Below are 23,097 nucleotides of genomic sequence, written 5' to 3' on the forward strand. Positions count from 1 at the left end.
TGGGTGGAGAGGATGCTTCTCTACTACCGTTTTGTTGGTTGCAGCTGTAATTGGGGTGGAGAGAACCCCTCTCTACTACCGTTTTGTTGGTTGCGGCGGCGGTTCGGGCGGAGAGAACCCCTCTCTACTACCGTTTTGTTGGTTGCGGCGGCGGTTCGGGCGGAGAGAACCCCTCTCTACTACCATTTTGTTGGTTGCAGCTGTAATTGGGGTGGAGAGAACCCCTCTCTCCTACCGTTCTGCTGGTTGCGGCGGCGGTTCGGGCGGAGAGAACCCCTCTCTCCTACCGTTTTGCTGGTTGCAGCTGTAATTGGGGTGGAGAGAACCCCTCTCTCCTACCGTTTTGCTGATTGCGGCGGCGGTTCGGGCGGAGAGAACCCCTCTCTACTACCGTTTTGTTAATTGCGGCAGTGGTTTGGGTGGAGAGAACCCCTCCCTCCTATCGTATTGGTGTTTGCATTGGTATTTCTGGTCTTGAGAAAGATTCTATTTGACCTTTCCCCCCTTTCAGCAAGCACTTCAGGTATATAGACCCCCCACCTCATAACTCCACTCTCCCCACCAAACAAAAAAAGACCGCCCCAAAAGGCATCAACAACACATGCCCTCCAGAACAGCCCTAAAACTACCCCACTACAACGGCTTCGGATCGTAACTTGAACCCGTCCAGTCCGTCAATTCACATACCGCTTCCCAAAGCTTAGGATAAAACTCAAACTTTGCTCCTCTTTCCAACGCCTGAGCAGGTATCCCCTTCAAGCTTTTCGTATTCAAGCCAATCATCCTGCGTACAAGCTGGATGTGGTGCTTACGGAACGTCTGGAAGTTTTCGTCAAACGCAATCAATTCTTGCATCAGCAAGTATAGCTCATAATTGTCACCCGCAGCTTTATGAAGCATGAAAGGAGTCAGTTGCTTGTCGTTCAACAGCTGTTCAAATGGCCCCCATAATGTCGGTCCAAGTCTTAGTATTTCATTGAATCCAGGTGAATCCTGTCCGCTTCCACGTCCGAGTGCGAGTCTGATAGTATGGTAGTCTCTAGGAGTGATCACTTTTACCATATCGAACACTGGCGGCAGATGTTTCAAGTGCATGTTCACCCTTTGAAGTTGTTCGGTTGCCTCCAAGACTTTCCCATGCTTCATATTTGCATCTGCTAAGTGAATGTACTGAATGATCAGCTTGAAATGAAGTTCAGCAATTTGATGAATCATTTGAAACGTGAGTTCGTCATCACAAGAGAGTTCCCCTGCTCCCTTTTGTAAGCTTAATAGCTCTTCGGTACGAATATACTTTTCATAATCTGTCACTTTCTTCTCTTCCATTTTTTCTCCTCCTACTATCGAATAAATGGAAAGGCGCTAGCAGCTAATGTCTTCTATCTTCCACTCAAACGTGTATGTAAACCCTTACATTTTATGTTACGCACTCGGACAAATAACTGTCAAGCTACAAATAAACCCACATCAACTTTCCAACAAGCTTTTATGAATCCAGATTGCCGATTGTATGCCGTCCCCCATTGCAATGGCGGCTTGTTCGGAATGAACGGTTATATCACCGGCGGCCCAAATATTCTGCACAGAGGTCATCTTTGTCCGAGGATCCACCAAAATGTGTTTATTTTTATCCAACTTCACCCCAAGTTGCAAGGCAAGGCCTGTGTTGGGCATGTTGCCACCAAATGCTAAAAAAGCATAAGCAAATTCAAGCCGGTCTCCGTTAGCAAGCGTTACTCCCTTAAAATCAGAACAATCCGCATGTATTTCCGAAATCTCACCCGAAACGAGACGGATTCCTTTGCCAACTAATTTGTCCATTAAGTCAGCATCAATTTCCCCTTTTCCGTGGTTGATAAAAGTAAGCGCATTTGTCCAATATGTCAGCGTTAACGCCATGGAAGCTCCTGCATTTCCGGAGCCAATCACAAGAGCTTTCTTATTCAAAATTTCGTACCCATCACAATCCGGACAGACGAATACACTTTTTCCAAGGCAAGGCAACAGGCCTTTTAGTGGAGGAATATTATCTTTAATTCCGGTTGCTAGCAGCAGCCTTTTCCCAAAAAACTGTTGAGACGTTGAGCTGGTTGCACAAAACACCCCTCCCGTTTCCTCCACTGCCTCTACACGCTGCCTTTCAAACTGAACTCCTAACCTCAACGCTTGCGTTTGCCCAGTACTCCTAAGCTTCTCTCCGCTCACCCCCTCTGGCCAACCTAGAAGATTATGGTAGCAATGACAAATACTCGAACGACCTTTTCCATCATCCAAAACAAGCACGTTATGTTGGTATCTTCCCAGTTGGATAGCTGCCTGAAGTCCGGCAATACCTCCCCCGATAATCATACAGTCATATAGCACAGTAAGCTCTCCATTCTCTCATCATAGTCTTATTAGTATTCGAAGTTTTTTGCGTATTATCAGTAAAGCTTTTTCCTGCACAAAAAAATTATTTAAGAGCATGTTTCATTTTCAGTCAGCCGGGTATTTTTATTACATAACCAAGGAGGCGATACAATATGAAACCCACTTATAAAGAGTTTCAAAATGATGAACAAGTAGTAGGAGCAGTACAGGAGCTAAAAACTAGAGGTGTTCACGAGGATGATATTTTTGTCATCACTCATGATGATGACCGTACAAAACGTGTAGCTGATAACGCTGATGCTAATACTGTTGGCGCCGGTGAAGTTGGTATGGATACTTATGTGAAAAATATTTTCCGCAAAAAAGGAGACGAGCTTCGTGCTCAATTCCAGGAGTTAGGATTCACAGCTCCAGAAGCGGAACAATTAGAGGAAAAGCTTGATCAAGGTAAAGTAATCTTAGTGGTAAAAGATAAAACAGCAAGCACGACGTTATAAGGCTTGAACGAAGTTGACTCCCCCCCCTTTAAAATATAGAGAAGCGGATGACCCCTGGTCGTCCGCTTCTTCGTTTTTTCTTTTTTGCTTTTTCATGTTACACTCTAATTAAGCAATCTCTCAAAAAGGCGTAAGACCAATTAGGAGGGAATTATATGACAAACAAAACGACCAGTATTAACATCCAACATGAAAAGAAACATCTACACCTCAACCCTACAAACCTCTATATGTATCAAGGATTTCAAGTCATAGAAGCTTACAATGAAGAGCACACAGAATGTTATTACTTATTTTTCTATAAGACATCGTACCTCACCGGAAAATCCACATCTAAAATTAAACGAAAATCTCAACTAAGCACCATTCTACAAAAAGGCATTCGTTTCTCACCAGATCATCCACTATTAGCCTATCTACTCGCACATAACCGAATTCACATATTCCCTGCACTGACTCCGCTGTGGGAAAAAATCCAGAAAAGATACTCACCGCTTGAAGCATCCAACATCCTTACCATTTTCGACAACTATATGAAAAAAGAGAAAATAACCAAAGTGATGAAAGAATTTGCGCTGCAATACCGTAGAGAAGGTCAACTCCTGCACACCTACCAACTTCTGCGACTAATAACGGACATTTACCCAGCCAACAAATGGGCACAAGAAATGTCTAAAAGCCTGCAATATCAGTCCTATCAAGCACTCTATACTCCTGACCCCCCATCTCTGCTTTCTAAGGATCCACTTTATGTTGAAAAATACTGCTATAATCACATAAACCAAGACGATTTGGAAAACCTGCTGTTGCAATTACTGCAAAAAGAAGATCGGAAAATGGAGCAACTCAGCCTATACTCCCACTTACTAGTCAGAAGTACATCCGCAGACCACACTCTCTATGAACAAATGATAGCCAGCTTTCCGGTTGATTTTACAAACGATGATAAAGTGGGCCTCCTCAGCTATATCCTAAGGAAGCGCGCCATTCATCATGAAGGGTTGTATCATGATTTGCTCGGTCTATTGAAAAAATCCAATCGGTATGAAGACCTTTTAATCTTACTTACAAAAAACCAAGCTCTCATTACAGAAAAAGACCTGCCTTACGTGCAGGAAGCTTTACTGCATGCAAAATGGAAAGAAAAATCTGATTGGCTCAGCAACCTAACCTTCCATTTTGATGATGATGTATCACCAAAACAAGTGCAGGCCTTGTTTCAAACTTTTGTGCCCAACTTAATCGAGTCAAAAGGGCTGGATTATACCGAGCAGTGGGTCGCCCCTTATTCCTCAAGGTATCCAGGCATCCCAATCCTGATGAAGATTAAAAAAATGGCTGCCTTGAAGGACGATCCGGACCAAATGTATGCACTCGGTGAACTATATTATGAATTTAAACAGCTCTCAGAAGCGGTGGAGTGCTTTAACTGGGAGTTGGAGCTAGATCCGACCAATATTCGTTCGATAAAATGGTTGTCGAAGCTTTATCTTGAGATGGGAATGGTGGAGGAATCGAAGTCATATCAGTATATGTTGAAGGACGGCAGTTGAATAGAAAAAGGGTCTGCCAGTTGATACAGGCAGACCCTTTTACTATGAGGAAGTTAGGTTTTCCAGTCCGTTAGGTAATGTAATAATGATGGTCGTCCCTTTCCCTTTTTCGCTTTCTACAAAGACATTTCCCCCGTGTGCCAAGACCAGCTGGTGAGCAATGGCCATCCCAAGCCCGGTTCCGTTTGATTTATCGGTTGTGTTGCCGCCTCTGTAGTAACGGTCAAAAAGTTTACTTTGGGTTTCTTCATCCATCCCCACTCCGTTATCCTTTATGGTAAGGAAGGTATGTTCAGGATTTCTAGAGACACTTAGCGTGATCTCCGTTCCTTTTGGGTTGTGCTTTTGTGCATTTGCCAGCAGATTGGTGAGAATGCGGGTGAACCATTTGGGGTCAACCGCCAAACGAATTTCCGGTTCCACCTTTTCCATTCTGATTGTTGAATCTGTGTTGGTAAGTGAATGAATGACGTCCTTCAAGAGTGGAACAATGTCCTGTACACTCTTTTCTATAGGCAATGCGTTATTTTTCAAACGGTAAGTAAGGTTCAAATCCTCAATTAGGTCGCTCATATAAGAAGCTTTTTCTGTCATGGTACTTCCCATTGCCTGTATCTCTTCCTCTGTCCATTTGTATGAACCTGTTTCGAGTATTTTTGCGTAGCCATATATAGAGCTTAAGGGAGTTTTGAGGTCATGGCTTAAGCCTGTGATCCACTCTTCCCTTGTCTGATCTACCCGCTTTTGGTATTGCTCGTTTTTTTCTAGCGTGTTGGCAAGCTTACGGATGGAAAAAAGGATGTCACGGAAAATCCGAAAGCGTTTATGAAGTTTGCCGTTCTTTTTCCGGAATGGAATGTTCCCCTTCTTATTCCTTGGTACAGATAAGTCCCCCTTTGACATTCTCTTTATCCAATTCATCATGTAAAGCAAAGGTACCCCAATTGTCCTGCCGTACCAGATGGAGAGCGCGATGATGATGATAAGCAGCACCATAATAACAAGTAAAAAATTTTTGACCAAGGACGCACCCATTAGACCATCCAATACGTCGTCCGGGGCATAATAGGCATTTTCCATTCCAACAACATAGACCTTGTCCCCTTCTACTAAAGTGGATACGTCGTATGTGTAGTTCCACGGCCTTTCCTTAATGGATAGGAAGTCCCTTGCTGAAAGTGTAAGATCCTCAGGGGCATTCCATTGCTCGATTTTTTCTCCATTGGAATCATATACTTGTATCCATGCGTTTTCACTCTCAAGGAATGATTTACCTTCCTCTGTAATGGTTGATAGATCACCTAGTTTTTGAAGCTCAGCAAGTATTCCTTCGCTCAAGTTCTTCTCCCCGTACAAAACGACAAGATCACTGTCATCCTTGAATACCCTCCAGTGTGAGGTCCGGTAACCAGGTACTTCAAAGTTTGCAAGCTCTTGAAAGGTGTAGGCTTCCTTTAAGTCTGCAGGAGCATTTATCTCTTTAACTACGACTCCTTTTTTATTTATTAATTGCAGCCAGCCGTCATTTTGGTGGACAGCTGTTTTAACAGCCTCACTGATTTGAATATCATTTTCTGACTTCACATCCAATTCAAGCTCGAGGAAATACGGGTCCGTCCTTGTAAAACTTGCTTTCATTTCCGACTCTGTTAAGTGTGAGGCGAAGAAAAATAAGGCAGAGGTCAAAGCGATAATTATGATTATCAAGAGGACAAACAGCTGTTTAACAAAATGAAAAGCAAGCTTCTTACTTACACTCATTTTTGATTACCTGCAGCAGGTACGAGTTTATACCCGATTCCTCTAACCGTTTTAATATATTCTGGCTTGCTTGGGTTTTCCTCAATCTTTTCTCTGAGCTTGCGAATATGGACCATGACGGTGTTCTCATCCACCAGAATATGATCTCCCCATACGTGATAATAGAGCTGTTCTTTTGTGAAAATTCTATTTGGATTTTTACAGAAGAACACTAATAAGTGATAAAGCTGCCCGCTTAACAAGACGTTTTCTCCTAACACTGTTAGTTCTGCAGATTGGAGGTTCAACTTAAATCTACCAAATTTAAGAACGTCCTCCTCTTTACTTGGTGTGGTCTTTAGGTATCGATTTAGTTGCACTTTAATTCTTGCTACTACTTCTAACGGGTTGAACGGCTTGGTGATATAGTCGTCTCCGCCGTGTGCAAATCCAGTCAATTTATCCAGATCAGAGGTTTTGGCTGATAGGAAAAAGATTGGTGCTTCGGTTGTTTTTCTGATGGCCTGGCAAATCTCATAACCAGTCATATCTGGAAGCATAATGTCGAGCAAAATTAAATCATAGGCGTTATGCTTCAACTTATGTAGGGCCATTTCCCCTGTACTGCATGTATCTACTTGTTGAAATCCCTCTTTCGTTAATACTAATTTCATCATATCGATAATGGATTGTTCATCATCGACCATTAATATCCTTGCGTGTTCCATTTGTGGACTCCTTTTTAAGGTAATGTTAAGGTTCCCTTAATTTTCTAATAAACTACCATTATTATACTAAACTATGAAGGGAGCGAGATGATATGTGGGCAATTTGTTTAAATGAATTTAAGGGACATTTTAAGAGTTTCAAGTCGATTGTTGTGATTGCGATTATTTTTGGTGTTACGTATTTAACTGCTGATTTGATGAGTAATCTGATGGCAACCTTTCCAGAGGAAGCAGCAGAGTTAGGGACGGATGGATATGCCACAGGAATTATTATTTTGATTTTTGTGCTTGGTTTCTTCTTTATCACCGGTCTTTCTCACGACATAATAAACCGGGAAGTCAGCGAGAGGACGATGCGATTTCTAGTGACAAAGACTTCTAGATTAAATGTACTGATGGGAAAATATTTAGGAGTTTGGTTTTTTTGGTTTTTCTGTATGGTTGTCTGTTTTCTGTTAATCACCATTAAATCAAAGGACTTTTTATGGCTCGGTTTAGTAGATACCATGCTGTTTCTTTCTGTAGCTTTGGCGTTAAATCTTGTGTTTTCCATTGTCATACCAAAGCCTGGCGTTACCATGTTTGTAGGGATTACTTTTGCTTTAGTGTTTCCAGCTTTAAGCTTTTGGGCAATATTTTCAGGGAAGCTATATATTACATGGTTTAAGTACCTCACTCCGTATTACTATTCTTCTCTAGCAGACTATTACATCTTGATTAATGGACTTTATGCGTTCTTATTGCTATTACTTGCCTATTGGTTGTTTAAGAGGAGGGATTTTTAATGAGTGTGATCGAGGTTAGACATTTAACGAAAGCTTTTGGAGATAAAACGGTAGTCAATAAGGTGGACCTTACCGTTCCAAAAGGAGAGATATATGGGTTTCTCGGTCGGAACGGGGCCGGAAAATCGACTTTTATCAATATGATTACCGGGATCATCCTTCCCACTTCCGGTACGTTTAAACTGTTGGGGGAATCTGACCTTCAGAAGGTGCAGAACCGAATTGGAGTCCTTCCCGATTATTCGCAGTTTTACGATAGCATGTCGGCGGTGGACCATATAAAATTCTTCGGAAAAATTAATGGGTGCAAATTATCTACTTCTGAGGCAAATGCTGTCTTGGACCGGGTTGGTCTGTTGGAGCATGCAAAAAAGAAGGTGGGAAAATTTTCGTTTGGGATGAAAAAGAAACTGGGAATAGCACAGGCGATTGCTCATAATCCAGAGCTGATTTTCCTTGATGAACCGACATCCGGGATTGATGCAGAATCTGGTATAAGCATCCAGCAGCTGATTCAAGACTTGCAAGCAGAAGGGAAGACCATTTTCATGACCTCTCATAACTTGAATGAATTGGAGAAAATTTGTACACGAATTGCAATTATGAAAGATGGTGCCATCATTAATGAAGGTACATTGGAAGAATTGCGTGCACATTATTCTTCTGCCATCGAGGTGAAAATAAAGCATTCTGCTTTAAAGAATCGAAAAGGTGTAGGCGAGATGTTAAAGCGCTTTGCCACACAGATTTCTGTAGAAGAGCAATATACGTCGTTTACAGTAGACTCAGAAGATAAGATTGCAAGCATTGTAAGGACCTTTACGAAAGAGAATATCGATGTTTATAGAATACATGTGGAAGAGCCTTCCCTTGAAGAAATTTTCTTGGAGGAATCCAGTACGAAGATGAAAGGAGCCAGCTAACGTGCTGACTCCTTTTCTTTATCCAATTCTTTTTATAAACAATACCTTCAGATAGTTCCCTTCCTTAAACTCCTTGATGGTCGCGAAGTCACTTGGCAGGGAGAACTCCTCTACGATTTTGTATTTTACGTTATTTTCTTTAAATGCTTGGTCGATAAATCCTCTGAACTTGTCCATGCCGAATGTAGCGGCGTTGGTGGAAGCGACAATCATGCCGTTCTTTTCGGTAATGGCAATGGCATCGGATACTAAGCTTGTGTAGTCTTTCTCGGCTCTGAATGTGACCTTTTTTGAGCGAGCAAAACTTGGTGGGTCCATAATGACGATATCAAATTTCAGGTTCTTCTTTTTCGCATATTTGAAGTAATGGAATACCTCTTCTACGAGAATCGATTGCGTTTTCTCGTCTATATTATTTACGTTGAATTGCTCGGTTGTTTTTGGCAGGCTGCGTTTGGCCAAGTCTACGCTTGTCGTTTTGACGGCACCGCCTAATGCTGCATATACAGAGAAAGCTCCAGTGTAAGAGAAGGTGTTTAAGACCGTTTTCCCTTTGGCATATTTATCCCGGATGGTTTTTCTTACTTCCCGTTGATCAAGAAACACTCCTACCATCGCGCCATCGTTTAAATGCACCGCGAAGTTTACGCCGTTTTCTTTGATGATAAGAGGGGATGGCGCCCTTTCTCCTTTTACAAAATCATCGTCTTCTACATACTGGCCGTCCGTGTTGAATCTTTTCTTTTCATAAATCCCTTTGTACTCGATTACTTCCTCGATGGCTTCAAGAATTTCCTTGCTGAAGGAGTAGATTCCTTTGCTGTACCAGTTGATCACTAGGTAGCCGTCAAAGTATTCAATGGTAAAGCCGCCAATTCCGTCGCCTTCTCCGTTAAAAAGGCGAAATGCTGTTGTGTCTTCTGCTTTCATAAGGGCAGAGCGTTTGTTTACAGCTTTTTGAAGGGCACATTTGAAGAAAGGGATGTCCATTTCTTCGTTGGGATCTTTGCTGACAATCCAGCCGTATCCTTTGTTTTGGTTACCGTAGTAGCCTTTGCCGAGGAAGTTGTTTTGTTCGTCTACCAGTTTTACGAGTGTGCCCTCTTCTTTTAGCTCATTGCCATTGATGAGGGACTGCTTCGAGATAAGCGGGTAGCCGCTTTTATAGGGTTTAGCGTATTTATTTTTCACTTTCAGTGTTAGTTGCTGTCGCATGCTTTCATCCAATCTTTTTGGGTTTTTAGTGTGGTTGTATTATAACGCAATTGTGCGAGGAAGACGAATTGATGTTTTTTAAAACGTTGAAAATAAAAACACTTATATCTCCGCAGGTTTTCAGTAAAATCTCTTTGCAATTCTCCCTCCATGGATAGAAAGAGAGTCTAAACATACATACTCCACTGTACTGATTGATTTGTTAAAATTCACCGATAAAACCAGCAGTGTAAAAAGTACTTAGTTAATTCATGTCTAGGGGGATGTCATGCGAAAAATTAAGTTTTCTTTTGTTTATCTTTTCTGCTTTTAACAATAAGTACAGCAATGATAAAACATACAAAACCTATCGTTTTCATGATTATATGTCCTGCATTTCCCATATCATTTATGGTTAGGGAAAGTAAAATGGATCCGAGTAAAATAAATAGGATCGCAAACAACCACCTCATGAAAGAAGCCCCCTTTGAAAAATACATAGCGTTTGATTTTTGTCGTTGTTGACTTAATAGACTTCCGAAAAAGATGATCATAGTTGTAATTCTGATGCAATAATTACTGTTTTAACTCTTCTAAATATTGGTCGTTTGCATTATTCCAAATATATCTCTTGGCCCAACATAAAATGTTCATAAAACTTCTCATATGTTATAATTATCCAAACAAAAGAAGGGAGGTAGACCTCTATGGACTTTTTTGATATTTTGCCACTTCTAGGTTTACTGTCTTATTTAATTCCAATAGTCCTAGTTTCTTGGTTTTTAATAACCTTTATAAAAATACAAAAAGAAAGAAACAGTATACTTAGAGACATTTCATTAAAGTTAGAATCAAATAAAAGTGATTGAAAGGAAGAATGATACATTCTTTCTTATTTTAATAGAAACATAGATTGTGTTGCAATTTAGGTCAAATTTGTAGTGTATATCTATTTCGATAGATTATTTGAGAATTGTGGATGTTTCAATGTCTACTCCCCTTCGTTACTTTCCAGGAGGGATACACATTGTCACAGTCGCTCCTATTTAAATGAACAGCATTAATCTGCATTTTTCTTTCTCTCTTCAAGAAGCTCTATGATTCTTTTGTTTTGATTTAATTGTTCTTTTAGTAGTCCTATGATTGTACCTATTCCTATAACAACTAAAACTAAAAGAATCCACAACATAAATTCATCCCCTTTTATAACTGGTTTGCACCATAATTCAAGCATTTTTTATTACAGAAAAGCTCCCAGGTTCTTGAAGAAAGCTATTCTTTAGTAATTTTAATTTTTTTCGCAATGTACTGCCCTTCAAATACTTCTATCCATATTTTAACCACTTGATTTTCATCCAAATCTTTAATGCTACTTATTTTCCCTGATACTTTAGTATTCTTCGTAAAATAAATTTCAGGAGTAAACGGCTCCTCTTCTGGATATACTTTCGTAGGGTATAGGATAAATTTATTTTCTTCTAAGTTTCCTACTCTACCACGATGATCTGGTTTATTTACATACCAACCTGATAGGAAAGTCCCAACAACAACTAAGAATATGGAAAGCGAAATTAATTCTTTTTTCACTCTGTTTGTCATCGCATTCACTCTCCCTTATTCTTGAAGTCTGCCCGATTCTTCAATATCCATTATTTACAATAATATCATGAAAAAGCTTTGCAAGAGATTAACTTGTCAGTTTTTCCTAGTTTTTTAAAATTATATTTTTGTGTTAATACAAAAATAGCAGGTTAATTCACATTTGAATTAGACCTGCTATTTAATGTGGTATTTATTATTTTTTCTTTAAAATTTTTCTAAATAACGGTAGGGCTTGGCGTGAATTATGGTAAGAGCGGGTAGGGTCAGGCACCTGCATTAGTTTGCTGTGGTTCTTTGGTTGTTTGTTTTAGGTGCCAGACCCTTGCGTTACCTTTTGCTTTTTCACATATTTTAAACACTGTCACCAAGTTTTGTTCTAGTATGAAGGCAGCATTTCGTTTTCTTCGCATGCTTTGACCATGAATTCGTATTGGAGTAGGCGTGCTTCGAATAGTTTCAGTGGGTCGTAGTAGCGTTCTGGGCTTGCTTTCATTTGTTCTAGTTTTTTGTTGGCGTTGTGGATGGCGCGTTCTGTGCCTTCCACTGTTTTGTTCAGTTCTGTGAATGGTGCTTCGTAGAACATGTTGACGTCGGCTTTCAGCGCTTTCTCGAATAGATCAAATTCAAGGAAGAATTTATCTACTACAGATTGTGCCACGTCTGTGAAGCGTTCGTTTTCAATGTATTTCTTATATTGAGTGAAAAGCAGTTGATTGCTTTGCTGCAAGGAACCGAACAGGCGGCCTGCTCCTTTTAACAGATACTGAGTGGTGTTTGGGCGGTTTAAGATGTTTTCCTTTTCCACTTCCACTCTGCTTAAGATTCTGTTGATATCACGACGCCAGTCTTCCATGACTTTAAAGTCGCAGTTTAGTTGCATTCTATCTTCCTTGTAAAGAGCATTGAATGTTCCACTCATTTCATGCAAGTACTCTTGGCTGTCAATCAGTTCACGGTTGGATGTATCGAGCCATAATTGAAGTTCCTGACGCAAACGAGGTAACAGGTCGGAATGCATATAAGTGCGAATCGTTTCATTCATACGCTCATTCAGCTCGAGATGCAAAGTTTTAAAGTTACTGTCTTCCTTTACATAGCTAGAGCACTCTCTTAGCAGACGAGGTATGGTTTTTGTTGCTTCTCGTTTCATCTCAATCGTCACAGCACGGTAATTTTCAGAAATACTACGGATTTTCTCTGATTCCGCATCATGTAGGTGATTAATGAAACCACTTAGCCTGCTTAGAATATCTTCATTGAACTCCACTGTGTTTGTCAGGTTATCTTCCATCGCAATGCGGCTATCCAGCAATTCTGTTAAAGTTGAACGAATCAGTTGCAACAGCTTGGTCGCACGGCGTTCTTCCACTGCTTTTGCACGCAGCTTGAAGTTGGCCTCCATGAAAGTTGCCAACCCTTGGTGCTGCTTGCTTGCAGAACGGAGGGAAGAGTATGGGAATACTCTCGCATCTGGGAAAAATTCATTGATGCGGTGTTTTGCTTCTTCTACAATCTGTGTTGCTTCTGCTTCGTGGAAAGCCGTATCCATTTTGTTGATGACAAAATGTACAGGTACTTCCGGCGCGCGTTCTTTAATTTTCACCAATACTTTCAATTCATCTTCTGTAAAAGGTGTTTGCGCGTCTAAAATGTATAATAGTCCGTCTGATAACGGGATGTATTTCATTGTTTCATTGTTCTCAATCTCATCCACACTGAATTCCGGTGTGCTGATCAGCGAGTACTCTTCGTCTTCTAGAAACTGTGATGGCCATTTAAGGTCGATCAAGGACCCTTGTTGATGCTCGCTAATATCTCCCAGGGCGGATGTACCTTTTATGGAAACCTCATTCATCTCTGCAATATCTCCGTTGGAAGAAACAAATACCGGAACCGTTTCATCTCCAAGAAGCTTCTCTCCAATAATGGAATTGATGAAGGAAGTTTTCCCATTCTGAACGGTACCTGTAACAACTAAATGTTTTCTGTTTAGATTGCTAAGTTGAGAGAATAGCCATTTCTTTTGATGTGCGACTTCGAGGTGGTTGTCCTTTGCCCAATTAATTAGTGTCTTAAACAGCTCGACCGTATAATTCAATTGAATGCTGTCATGTTCATAATGGAAGATTCTATTTTCTGCATCCGCTAAAACATGCGCAGGTAATGCTGTTGGAAATACTTCATTCCAAGACATGACCGCAGCTGAAGCAAACAAGGATTTTGACCTATTGGATACCTTCAGCCAGTTTCCAAGTAGATCCGGGACAATGCCTTGCAGTTCTTTAATCAGATATTCGCCTTCAATAAGAGATAAATAAGTTCGTTGGTGCAGCTCCTCCACTTTCGTCCAAGAAACTTCCGAGTCTCTATCTAAGGCCATGAACAGGCTGTTTGCAGTCTTCACCCATTCCAAATACATTGGGTGATTTTCATAGCTGTTCCATAAAGCAGCCGTAATATCTTCAAATTTCCGTTGATTAATCTCTAGCAACCTCAACAGAACCTCTTGAAAATAATCAGGTGTAAATTCTCTCGTATATCCAATTTCTATATAATGCTTCAAGCAATCGTACCATGCTTCCGAACCTGTTCTTAAAGCTTCATGAACAGCCAATACTACTGCATGTTGACTGTCTTCTTGCTCTTCATAAAAAGTACGAGCCGTTTGTGTGACATGCGGATAATCTGGATCAATCGCAATGGCTTTTTTAATATTTTTATAGGCATTCTCCAGTTTTTCACGCTGTATATATAACGTAAATAGCTGAAGTGCTACTTCTATTTTGAGTGTTTTATTATCTGTATTAATATTAGCGTAAATATCTTCTGCTTCTACTAGCATTCCAAGGTCATAGTAAGCGTCTGCAATATTTTTCTTTGCCCAAGGCTCCATTTCGTTGTGAACATTCTCCCACTTATAGATGGCACTCTCATAATCCTTGCTGTGAAAATATACTTCTCCTTGCGCATAGCGGATAAACGAGAGATCAGACACTTCATTGTTCTGCTCTGCCAGGAATGCTTCTCCAAGCACTTGCACCGGATGCTTTGTTTCCACATCCAGCATAAAGGTTTCAAAATACGTCTTACTTATCAATTTGTTTTCCTGTGTCATTTTACCCTCCACCAATCATTTCACATTATTTTCTTAATTAAAATGATCTAGTAACTTCGTCTCTTGTATCTATTATTGTTTTCCTGCTATATAGTTCGATTACCATTTAAATTTTAGGACCATTCTATTCTATACCCTTTTTACTGCAGCTATAACTATTTTAGATAATTATTGTTCCCATACTATCATATTTCCCGGGAATAAAAAAAGAGCCTAAACGTATAGGCCCTTCCTACTTTTGACGCTCTTTTTTTATCTCGTTTCTAATATAAACCCACATGATGATATAGGTAGAAAACAGTAAGAGTAAAAACATTGGTACAGACAATACATCGCGTATAATCACGAATTAAACACCTCTTATTACTTAAGACTTTCCAAAGGAACTGGGAACATGAACACAAATAGTATCCCCAATACAATCGAAACTAATAATGCTTTGACAGGATTTTTGTCATGCATTCTTAAGATAAGAAATAAAACCAAGTTTAGTATAATGTTGTACCCGTTATTCCAACCATTATCATATACATACATACCTCTTAAGGAAAACAACCACTCTAAAGCAGTATAAAAGGCTACCCATGCTGCTAAATAAGTGAACTGATTGCGTTTTTGCCTAGGAAAACGCTGCAAGAAGATAATAAGGCCTACCGGCACGATGAAAAATGTAAAGGCCAAATTGATGAACGTGTGGTTCAACCAGTCTAGCGTTACACCCCGAAATGCCCATAACGTATGATTAAAATAGATCATATTATGCGTCATATTAATGACAATAAAAAACAATACAGTAGGATAATGCTTCCTCCAATTTGCCCAATCAATGAACCGGTACGCAAACAAAATCCAAACGACAATGACCAATAATAAATACATAGACTCCTACTCCCGTCTTTAGTTCTCTTTTATTAGTTATGGTCATTTCAGTTGGAATCTATTCTTTTATCTGTAAAATGCATAGATAAAAAGGCCGCTAATTTCATAGCGGCCTTACTGGTCAATCACTTATTCATATGTGAAAGAAAATCTCCCAATAGCTTATCCACATCTTCCACATCCAACTCTTCTTCTTCTTCCGTTGACGCCTGCTCTTGGAGAGCTGCATCCCAATCGAAAGTGTCTAAGTCGTCATCCTTTAACACGTGAGGATTGACCTTTTCATCGGTTTCTTCAGCAGATTTGTACGGCTTTTCCTCCTGAAGGTACAAGGCTTGGTCAATATCAGTGGAATTGCTGTTCATCGCAGCCAGAATACTTGTTGCCCGAACAGGATCTGAAAGCAATTGATAGACGATATTGCCGAGCAATGCTTCCGAATGTTGATGCTTCAACCAATCCCTTTGTGTTTTAGATAAAGATTTTGGAAGTGGGATAGAGATTGTCTCTTTTTCCCGAGCATGTGAACTTGTCACACCTTGGAGAACAAATTCCGCTATTTTACTAGAAAAATTCCTTCTTTCCGTCTCTTTAAGACGCTGCAAATGCTTTATTAGATGGTCTGGCGTATCAGAGGGGATACGGAAAGAAATTGCTTGTCCCCTCTGAATTCCCTGACTCGAACTGGTATTCTTCATCCAATCACCTTATTTACGCTTTCACAGGTTTTTGTTCTTTTGACTCTTTCTCTTTACCTGTTTTCTTTACATAGTCAGCAATCAGTTTGTAGTAGGCATTTGCCATCATCCAGATGCTTTCCTTTTCATCTTCAAAGAAATCGATGTTGTAGCCATCTAAATTGTTGTTTAGTGTTTTCAAGTATTCTTTCAACACTGTGGAACCACCGCCGACAAAATAGCAGATCTCTGTCTGGGAGTTTTTCTGCCAAATATTTCTCAACAGACGGTATTGTTTTTTAGCTAAGTCTAATAAAATGCGGTCCGTGATATCATGCACACTCGTTCTGCTTCCGCGTACCATGATGTGGTTGCGGTCATTCTTTTTCGTAATGATTTCCACCACATCTCTTCTGCTATCAAGCTCAATGCCATGCTTGGAACGGATTTCTTCACGGATTTGCTCAAGTGCTTCAGATACTCCAAGGTTGAAGCCTTGTGCTTTATCATCATCGACATTTCGGTTCTTGATAACAGCTATATCCGTGGAAAGACCGCCGATATCTTGGATAAGGATGCGCTTGTCGATCAAGTCTTTATTAATTATGTTGCCGTTGTTATCTAATACAAGGTTAATGTATGCTGCAAAGCCCTCTGGATAAACCTTGATTTCATCAAATTTAATATTAACTTTGATACCTTGGTATTTAGGTGTAATTAAGAATTCCACCTGATGAACAGAACCTAGCAATTTGGAACGGTAACCCGCATCCTTGCCTTCTTTCACTTCTCTTAGTGGAAGTCCTGTTCCTAATGTGTAGTTTGCATCTACTACATTCTTATTACGAGGGAATGTTTTTTCATTTTGCGCACTTACAGCATCCAAAGCTAAAGTAGCAAATAGCATAACTAATGTTTGGTCTTCTTCGGACTTGCTGCTCCCTGGATCTAGTTCTGTCGCATTGTTGCTTTTTGTTGCGAGATTTCCAATTCGATAAATAGCGTTATTGTCCATCAGGGCAGGGGAGTGAACGCGTACATGGATACCATCTAGTGGATCCTTGCTGTCTAACTCTTCAATCCCAATTACTGGGCGATCTTCAATATCTCTAGCAATAACATTTGGAATGTTTAATTCTGAATCCAATTTTCCAAATATAGCTTTAATAGAATCATTACCTACGTCAACTGCTGCAATTCTCGAATAAGTCATTGTTCATCTTCCTTTCTTTTCCTCATTACAATATTTGTTTCCTATAGAAGAAAATAAATCTAGTAGTTATAAGTTAAGCGTACAGAAAGTTTCTCTACTATTCAATCATTCTGGAGAAAAGTAATGAAAGTGTAAAAAATGTATACGATAATGTGCACAAACGTTTACAAGTATACATTATCGTATACTTGTATTCTTTTATTGTACACATCCTCTTATATCAACATGTGTACGTGTTTGTATACATGTTTACTTATTTGTCTACTTTCGTTTACACTTTGTAAACTTGTATACATAACTTGTATACTTCTACTATATTCCATTCCCAGACTTCTATTTTAACTATAATTGATCTTTAGAATTTCCGTTATACTTCTGGATACACATGGTAAAAAACTAATTTGGGATTCTTTTTGATTTGTAGATAAAAAGGTATCGTGATGTTCGGCCTCCCCTTTCAAGATGGAAAGTTCACAAGTGCCACAACGACCGACTTTGCAAGAATAAGGAACAGGGTAACCTGCTTCCAATAAAACTTCCAACGTGGACTTTTCGTCAGGAACAGACAAAAAGCGGCCATTTGTGAGCTCTAGTATGAAAGGACGAGGCTTATGTACGTTAGGTGGTGAAAAATATTCGTAATGAATGCTTGCAGAAGGATAGCCAATGGATGTAGCAACACTTAAAAAAGAGGAAGTAAACCCTTCTGGACCACATAAATACAGATGGGTGCCAATATACTGATCTACTAGAATGTTAGTATCTATTCGATTTTCGTGTTTAGTGAAGTAAAAATGTGTTTGCTGTGGGTATTCTTTTAGTAAATAGAAATAGAATGCACAGTCTTCTTTTGTTCTTGTAGAATAATGAAGTTCAAAGGAAGCACCCAGTTCTTTTAATTCAATCATCATAGATAAAAAAGGCGTAATACCAATGCCAGCAGCAATTAAAACATGGTGGCGGGCTCTAAAACTAAGAGGAAAATAGTTTTTTGGGAAACTAATTTGTAAGATATCTCCTATTTGAGCTTTATTATGTAAGTAAGTTGACCCTCCAGATGATTTTTCATGGAGTTTGACCGCAATTTGATAGTTATCCGTGCTATCTGGATTACCAATTAACGAATATCTTCGTTCCATCTCCCCTCCCCTTCCTTTCATATACAAAATGATGTGGGAACCTGGGCTAAATGCCGCTAATACCTTGTTGTCTAGATCCTCAAAAGTAAACCGCTTAATGGTAGCAGTTTCATTTGTAATTTCTGTTATCTTTACCTCTAACCTATGATCTGGGATCACCACAAATCGCCCCCTCACTTTTAATTTTGTGCCACATAGCCTAAATAAGCTTCTTTAACTGGCGAATAATGATCAGATAATTCCAACTGTAAGTTGCAAGCAGTACAGTTCACATGTTCATCTAAATTCAATGTATGGGTAGCTGTTGAAATGAAGTGGCACCTACAACAAAAAATCCTCTTTCTTTCCTCTCCTACGATAATGTATTGAGCCTCTTCAAAGGAATATCCGAGTTTTTCAGCTATACATATGACTTTTCTTAGCTTTTTACCTACTGATGCAACATAAAGAAAAGTCCCTATCTTCTGCATATCAAGCTTTTTGTCCACCTCAGAAAAACACTCTAATTTCAGTTGTATTTCTTCAAAAGACATCTGGTCGCTTTTAAGGATTTGCTTAATGGGATTCAAGCTATTTAAGCCTTCTTCATCTCCACATAAAACATAGTGCCTTTTTCCTGGTTGGAAGATTGGTTCGTTCTTTATATCGTTCACAGAACACCCTCCCCTTTCTTTTCGATATATGCCAAAACCTTATCCTTATATAATGAAATCCCTTTATATTCTGCAATATGAGACGGTAGCTCTACTAAAATTTGATAGAATTGTCTTCGCCACTCAGGAATTTCTATCAGTTTCTCTAGAGGTAACAGATGTGTATGTATGGTAAACAGGATGCCATTAGAACGCGGTAAACGAAAAAGCTTTTGCACCTCTACCCGTAAATGCACGAACTCGCCTGCATTTTCAACCGTTACATTTTTTCTATCCTTTCCCCATACATCAAAGGTTTCTAAGGAAGTGTCCATTCTGTTCCCGGCCATAAGGGACCAATTTTTCCTTCCCCATGGATTTCCGGCTTCTAGCCTTAGCAGAAATTGCAAAATTCTCTCATCCAACCCTTCTTCCTTAAATCCCGGAATTGGAAAGTGAATATTTTTAAAGCTCATGCCATGGTTAAAAGCTAATGACCAATTAGCAGGAAAACATAGTTGTCCGGCATCCAGGTAAAGATCTCCATCTCGCTGCATCATAAGGATAAGGTCTTCTTGCACATGTCTCCCAATAAAATCTAAAGGCTCGTCAGATAAAGTGGAGTTATCTCCCAGATTGAATTCATACTTTTCTTGAGTAAGGTGGTTGATAAAGATGTGCTTTTGTCGCTCTTTTTTAAGGGAAAAATTTTCTGGATAATAGCTAACCAGGTCTTTCATGACAAGCTCCAACACTTCCCACTGCGCCTTATTTGTATGAGGAAATGTTTGAAAACAACGAGAATGGTGTTCTGATAATAGGGACCTTTTTAGGTGTATGTCCTTTAGATAGCCCCCTGTAATCTCTATACTACTGGGAGGAGTGAGGAGGGTCGAATTATTGGAGTAACGATAAGAGTCACCTTTGAACGGATAGGGAAACCTCTTTAATTCTTCGGTCAGTTTCATATCTCTCGCCTCTTTTTCAGAATATTTTATACTTTTATTCTAAGGAAAAAGACCTGGTTCTTCAAGATGAAGTGCCTGGCCAGTTATTTTCAACTATGGCCAGGCACTTTTTAGAGGGAATTAATAAAATTGGATACTTCTTTATTAAACAATTCCTTTTCTTCAAGGAAGGGGCAGTGGCAGCTTTCATCAAACAGAATCAGTTCACTATTAGCTATTGATTTCTTCAAGTGTTCCCCGGCTGCAACTGGTATCAGCTTCTCCGCTTTTCCAAAGCACAGCAATGTTGGTTTGGTTAAGGCGGGGAAAGTAGAGCGATAATCCACCACCGATTGGTCAAATAAAATGGCGCTTGCCACCCCTGACGTAGGTTTCATTGTCTCCTCAAGCATCCAGGCCATCTCTTCAGGCTCAACATCCTCTTTGAACATGAGCGGAATAAAGCCCTTAAGAAAGCCTTCTCTGTTATCTTGTACCTCTCTCATGAAGTGGGTCAAGGTTGGCAGGTCAAAGGCACCGATGGGAAAATCAGGCCACTTGAAGTCAGAAGCAAGTTCATCTACAATGACCGTTCCACTTACGTTCGCCTCCCCGAATTGATGTAGGTATTCCCAGATAACAAACGCCCCCATCGACCAGCCAACCAGCACAACATCCTTCAGATCGAGCTTAGTGATGAATGCCTGCAAATCTTTTGCATACGTGGAAATGGTGTGACCTTCCGTGACTTGTGCAGAGTCACCATGCCCCCTCAGATCGATGGTGATGGCACGGTGTTTTTGACTGAAATAAGGTAGCTGATTATGAAAGAACTTCCTGCTCATCCACACCCCATGAATAAAAATTACCGGTGTCCCCTCTCCTTGGTCGTCATAATAGAGCTCTACACCAGGTTCTACTTCAATTTTAGGCAAAAAAATCCCCCCAATAAGATGTTATACAAAAGTATATTTTCATAGTGGGGGAATTATCGCCATTTGATATATCGTTTTTTTCACTCTTCCCAAAATAATTGATCTAACGTTTTAGATAATGCTTTGCATATGGAAAGACAGAGGCTGAGGCTTGGATTGTATTTGCCGAGTTCAATTAGGCCGATTGTTTGCCTGGACACCCCTACAATCTTGGCAAGTTCGTCTTGAGACAAGTCTTTTTCCACTCTCGCCATTTTCATTTTTAAGTTTTTCATGTTTATCACCGCTTTATTTCATCTTCATTTAATTCTTTTTCGGCCGCCTTTTTGCTACGATTCATCGCAGCAAGGAACGTACTTCCTGATAACAATACTAAAAAAGGTATATATATCATTAAAGAAACAAAGAACACCATGAAAAAGTAGGAGTATGCCTGTGCAGTCGTGTCCGCATAATTAAAAGCGCTGTTTAAGCCGAAGAAAATTGCAATGATGACACCAGATGCTCCACCCCAAAAAAGAGTCTTCCACTTCATGGGCACCTTACTTTTCCGATCATGCATTTCTACCTCATCTGACAACACACCCATGCTTGCCCCCCTTGCCGTGTAATAGACACCTTGCAGGACAAGTATTGCTAACTCTGTAAAAATTGAATTTACACCGGAACCGAAACCGTACTGGAAAAACTTAAATCCAATGGAAATTAGACAAACTGCCATCACAAGAAAATAGATTTCACGATAAATCTTGTTCTGAGCAGTTACAATCCGCTCATCTTCCACCTTTGTTGATCCGCCAAATAAACTCATTCCCCTTCACCTCTTTGCAAAATTTGGATTATACTTATTATTATACATTTTATATTACTTTATGCAACATATATATGTCATTTAGACAAATATATTTTATTAAAGAAGTCGTCGGCCCAATTGCAATCAAATGATCGATACAATGGTAAAAACTTATCGGGCGATTTTGAGCGGTTATCGGGCGATAATTCGGAATTACGGGCGATAATAGAAATTTACGGGCGATTCTGGACAGCAATGGGGCGATAATTTCAAAATACGGGCGATTTTCAGGAGTAATCGGGCGATTCCAAATATCCGACAAATCTCGCAAAAAAAGCCGAGATCAACATCCCGACTTTTCGTTCAAATTAAAGCAACCTACATCTTCACAATTATCTTCCCTCTTACATGCCGTCCTTGCAGCTCTTTCAGCCCTTCGACTAACTTTTCTCTCGGAAGAACCTTCGTTACAAGAGACTCCAACCGTCCATCTTTAACCATGCTCATGAGCTCTTCTGCCATGAAGCCTAGGTTGCTGACTGCTCGATCTTCTCCGCTTGCGTGTGCAGCTCCCAGAGCCACCTCATGGATCGATGGAGACAAGGAGAATGGTTTTACACCAGAAAGGTCTGGACCGCCTGCAATGTACGCCAGATGGCCTGAGAATGCGAGACGTTCTAAATCTTCTGTTGCCACATCGCGGCCAACTGTATTTAGGATCAAATCTGCTCCTCGTCCGTTTGTTTCTTCCATAATGCGCTCAGTCACATTTTCCTCTTTGTAATCGATAGCAACATCCGCACCAAGATTCTTCACCCAGTCGTGATTGGATTTAGAAGCAGTTGTGAACACTTTCAGCCCCTGCATTTTCGCTAGTTGAATGGCGAAACCTCCAACTCCACCGGCACCTGCATGAATAAGAATGTTCTTCTTGTGGGTAGCATTCAATTTTTGAATGACTGCTTCATATGCTGTCATTCCAGCACATAAAATGGCTGCAGCATCTTCAAAAACAACTTCATCAGGAATACGTCCAGCTGCTCGTGGATCCACCACTGCCAATTCAGCAAACGCACCCTTTTTTCCAAGGTTTGTGTGAATGGCAACGCGGTCGCCCGCTACAAAGCCTGTCACTCCATCGCCTACTGAAACCACTTCACCTGCAAGGTCCACACCGACAATATGAGGATAGCTCCAAGCCGGGTTGCCGTTTGTAGCTACTTTATAATCAACAGGATTCAATGCCACTGCTTTAACTCTAACTAACAGTTCTCCGTTTCCTTCTTTTGGGTCTGCAATCTCTCCCCATTCCATATGATCAAGACTGCCTGGTTCTTTTAATAACCATGCTTTCATTTCGTTTTCCCCTCCTAGA

The 23,097-nt window shown here is 40.1% G+C and carries 23 protein-coding genes; 4 read left to right on the forward strand and 19 right to left on the reverse strand.

All coding sequences use genetic code 11. From position 1 onward, the window contains the following. Positions 1-633 precede the first annotated feature (633 nt). Together HF078_RS03145 and HF078_RS03150 are read right to left on the reverse strand one after the other, a co-directional pair. The gene (locus HF078_RS03145; RefSeq protein ID WP_169289796.1) at positions 634-1,326 is read right to left on the reverse strand and encodes a tryptophan 2,3-dioxygenase family protein; all 693 of its coding nucleotides are present in this window, start codon (positions 1,324-1,326) and stop codon (positions 634-636) included. A gap of 141 nt (positions 1,327-1,467) precedes the next feature. Further along, positions 1,468-2,364: an FAD-dependent oxidoreductase gene (locus HF078_RS03150; RefSeq protein ID WP_169289797.1), complete on the reverse strand. Its 897-nt coding sequence runs from the start codon at positions 2,362-2,364 to the stop codon at positions 1,468-1,470. Positions 2,365-2,522: 158 nt separating this feature from the next. Here HF078_RS03150 and HF078_RS03155 point away from each other — a divergent pair, with 158 nt between their 5' ends. Continuing rightward, positions 2,523-2,867, forward strand: a complete 345-nt coding sequence (locus HF078_RS03155) for a YflT domain-containing protein (protein ID WP_169289798.1) — start codon at positions 2,523-2,525, stop codon at positions 2,865-2,867. 155 nt (positions 2,868-3,022) lie between these two features. Further along, complete coding sequence (locus HF078_RS03160) at positions 3,023-4,420, forward strand: hypothetical protein (protein ID WP_169289799.1); 1,398 nt, start codon at positions 3,023-3,025, stop codon at positions 4,418-4,420. Positions 4,421-4,462: 42 nt separating this feature from the next. Here HF078_RS03160 and HF078_RS03165 read toward each other — a convergent pair whose 3' ends face one another. Together HF078_RS03165 and HF078_RS03170 are read right to left on the reverse strand one after the other, a co-directional pair. Then, entirely contained in the window at positions 4,463-6,181 is a 1,719-nt protein-coding gene (locus tag HF078_RS03165) for a sensor histidine kinase (protein ID WP_169289800.1), read from the reverse strand. Next, the gene (locus tag HF078_RS03170; protein ID WP_169289801.1) at positions 6,178-6,888 is read right to left on the reverse strand and encodes a response regulator transcription factor; all 711 of its coding nucleotides are present in this window, start codon (positions 6,886-6,888) and stop codon (positions 6,178-6,180) included. The genes HF078_RS03165 and HF078_RS03170 overlap by 4 nt, the downstream gene beginning before the upstream one ends. 92 nt (positions 6,889-6,980) lie before the next feature. Between HF078_RS03170 and HF078_RS03175 the strand changes: the two genes are divergently transcribed. Both HF078_RS03175 and HF078_RS03180 read left to right on the forward strand, forming a co-directional pair. Further along, on the forward strand, positions 6,981-7,673 hold the full coding sequence (locus tag HF078_RS03175) for an ABC-2 transporter permease (RefSeq protein ID WP_169289802.1): 693 nt from the start codon (positions 6,981-6,983) through the stop codon (positions 7,671-7,673). Further along, positions 7,673-8,596 carry an ABC transporter ATP-binding protein gene (locus tag HF078_RS03180; RefSeq protein ID WP_169289803.1) on the forward strand — a complete coding sequence of 308 codons (924 nt, stop codon included), beginning with the start codon at positions 7,673-7,675 and terminating at the stop codon, positions 8,594-8,596. Before HF078_RS03175 ends, HF078_RS03180 begins: the two co-directional genes overlap by 1 nt. Positions 8,597-8,614: 18 nt before the next feature. Here HF078_RS03180 and HF078_RS03185 read toward each other — a convergent pair whose 3' ends face one another. The 15 genes from HF078_RS03185 to HF078_RS03250 form a co-directional block, all read right to left on the reverse strand. After that, positions 8,615-9,811: a class I SAM-dependent rRNA methyltransferase gene (locus tag HF078_RS03185; protein ID WP_169289804.1), complete on the reverse strand. Its 1,197-nt coding sequence runs from the start codon at positions 9,809-9,811 to the stop codon at positions 8,615-8,617. A 278-nt stretch (positions 9,812-10,089) separates the two neighbouring features. Next, positions 10,090-10,263: a hypothetical protein gene (locus HF078_RS03190; RefSeq protein ID WP_169289805.1), complete on the reverse strand. Its 174-nt coding sequence runs from the start codon at positions 10,261-10,263 to the stop codon at positions 10,090-10,092. A 587-nt stretch (positions 10,264-10,850) separates the two neighbouring features. Next, the gene (locus tag HF078_RS21015; RefSeq protein WP_277350504.1) at positions 10,851-10,979 is read right to left on the reverse strand and encodes a hypothetical protein; all 129 of its coding nucleotides are present in this window, start codon (positions 10,977-10,979) and stop codon (positions 10,851-10,853) included. A gap of 83 nt (positions 10,980-11,062) precedes the next feature. Then, on the reverse strand, positions 11,063-11,389 hold the full coding sequence (locus tag HF078_RS03195) for a hypothetical protein (protein WP_169289806.1): 327 nt from the start codon (positions 11,387-11,389) through the stop codon (positions 11,063-11,065). 379 nt (positions 11,390-11,768) lie between these two features. Next, positions 11,769-14,507 carry a GTP-binding protein gene (locus tag HF078_RS03200; protein ID WP_169289807.1) on the reverse strand — a complete coding sequence of 913 codons (2,739 nt, stop codon included), beginning with the start codon at positions 14,505-14,507 and terminating at the stop codon, positions 11,769-11,771. 363 nt (positions 14,508-14,870) lie between these two features. Further along, positions 14,871-15,386 carry a CBO0543 family protein gene (locus HF078_RS03205; RefSeq protein ID WP_169289808.1) on the reverse strand — a complete coding sequence of 172 codons (516 nt, stop codon included), beginning with the start codon at positions 15,384-15,386 and terminating at the stop codon, positions 14,871-14,873. Positions 15,387-15,511: 125 nt separating this feature from the next. Further along, the gene (locus HF078_RS03210) at positions 15,512-16,084 is read right to left on the reverse strand and encodes a hypothetical protein (protein WP_169289809.1); all 573 of its coding nucleotides are present in this window, start codon (positions 16,082-16,084) and stop codon (positions 15,512-15,514) included. 13 nt (positions 16,085-16,097) lie between these two features. Continuing rightward, positions 16,098-17,276, reverse strand: a complete 1,179-nt coding sequence (locus HF078_RS03215) for a ParM/StbA family protein (RefSeq protein WP_169289810.1) — start codon at positions 17,274-17,276, stop codon at positions 16,098-16,100. A 338-nt stretch (positions 17,277-17,614) separates the two neighbouring features. Beyond that, positions 17,615-18,574 (reverse strand): 2Fe-2S iron-sulfur cluster-binding protein, encoded by a 960-nt coding sequence (locus HF078_RS21155; RefSeq protein ID WP_169289811.1) that lies wholly within the window; start codon positions 18,572-18,574, stop codon positions 17,615-17,617. Positions 18,575-18,594: 20 nt separating this feature from the next. Next, positions 18,595-19,068, reverse strand: a complete 474-nt coding sequence (locus HF078_RS03225; protein ID WP_169289812.1) for a hypothetical protein — start codon at positions 19,066-19,068, stop codon at positions 18,595-18,597. Then, on the reverse strand, positions 19,065-20,015 hold the full coding sequence (locus HF078_RS03230) for a heme-dependent oxidative N-demethylase family protein (RefSeq protein ID WP_169289813.1): 951 nt from the start codon (positions 20,013-20,015) through the stop codon (positions 19,065-19,067). The genes HF078_RS03225 and HF078_RS03230 overlap by 4 nt, the downstream gene beginning before the upstream one ends. A 110-nt stretch (positions 20,016-20,125) precedes the next feature. Continuing rightward, the gene (locus HF078_RS03235) at positions 20,126-20,929 is read right to left on the reverse strand and encodes an alpha/beta fold hydrolase (protein ID WP_169289814.1); all 804 of its coding nucleotides are present in this window, start codon (positions 20,927-20,929) and stop codon (positions 20,126-20,128) included. An 80-nt stretch (positions 20,930-21,009) separates the two neighbouring features. Further along, entirely contained in the window at positions 21,010-21,204 is a 195-nt protein-coding gene (locus tag HF078_RS03240; RefSeq protein WP_168864771.1) for a helix-turn-helix transcriptional regulator, read from the reverse strand. Between the two features lie 5 nt (positions 21,205-21,209). Then, entirely contained in the window at positions 21,210-21,740 is a 531-nt protein-coding gene (locus HF078_RS03245) for a DUF6773 family protein (RefSeq protein WP_169289815.1), read from the reverse strand. 360 nt (positions 21,741-22,100) lie between these two features. Then, complete coding sequence (locus HF078_RS03250) at positions 22,101-23,078, reverse strand: zinc-binding dehydrogenase (RefSeq protein WP_169289816.1); 978 nt, start codon at positions 23,076-23,078, stop codon at positions 22,101-22,103. Positions 23,079-23,097 lie beyond the last annotated feature (19 nt).

Origin of the sequence: Bacillus sp. RO2, assembly GCF_012911845.1 — a bacterium.
Taxonomy (GTDB): Bacteria; Bacillota; Bacilli; order Bacillales; family Bacillaceae_I; genus Sutcliffiella_A.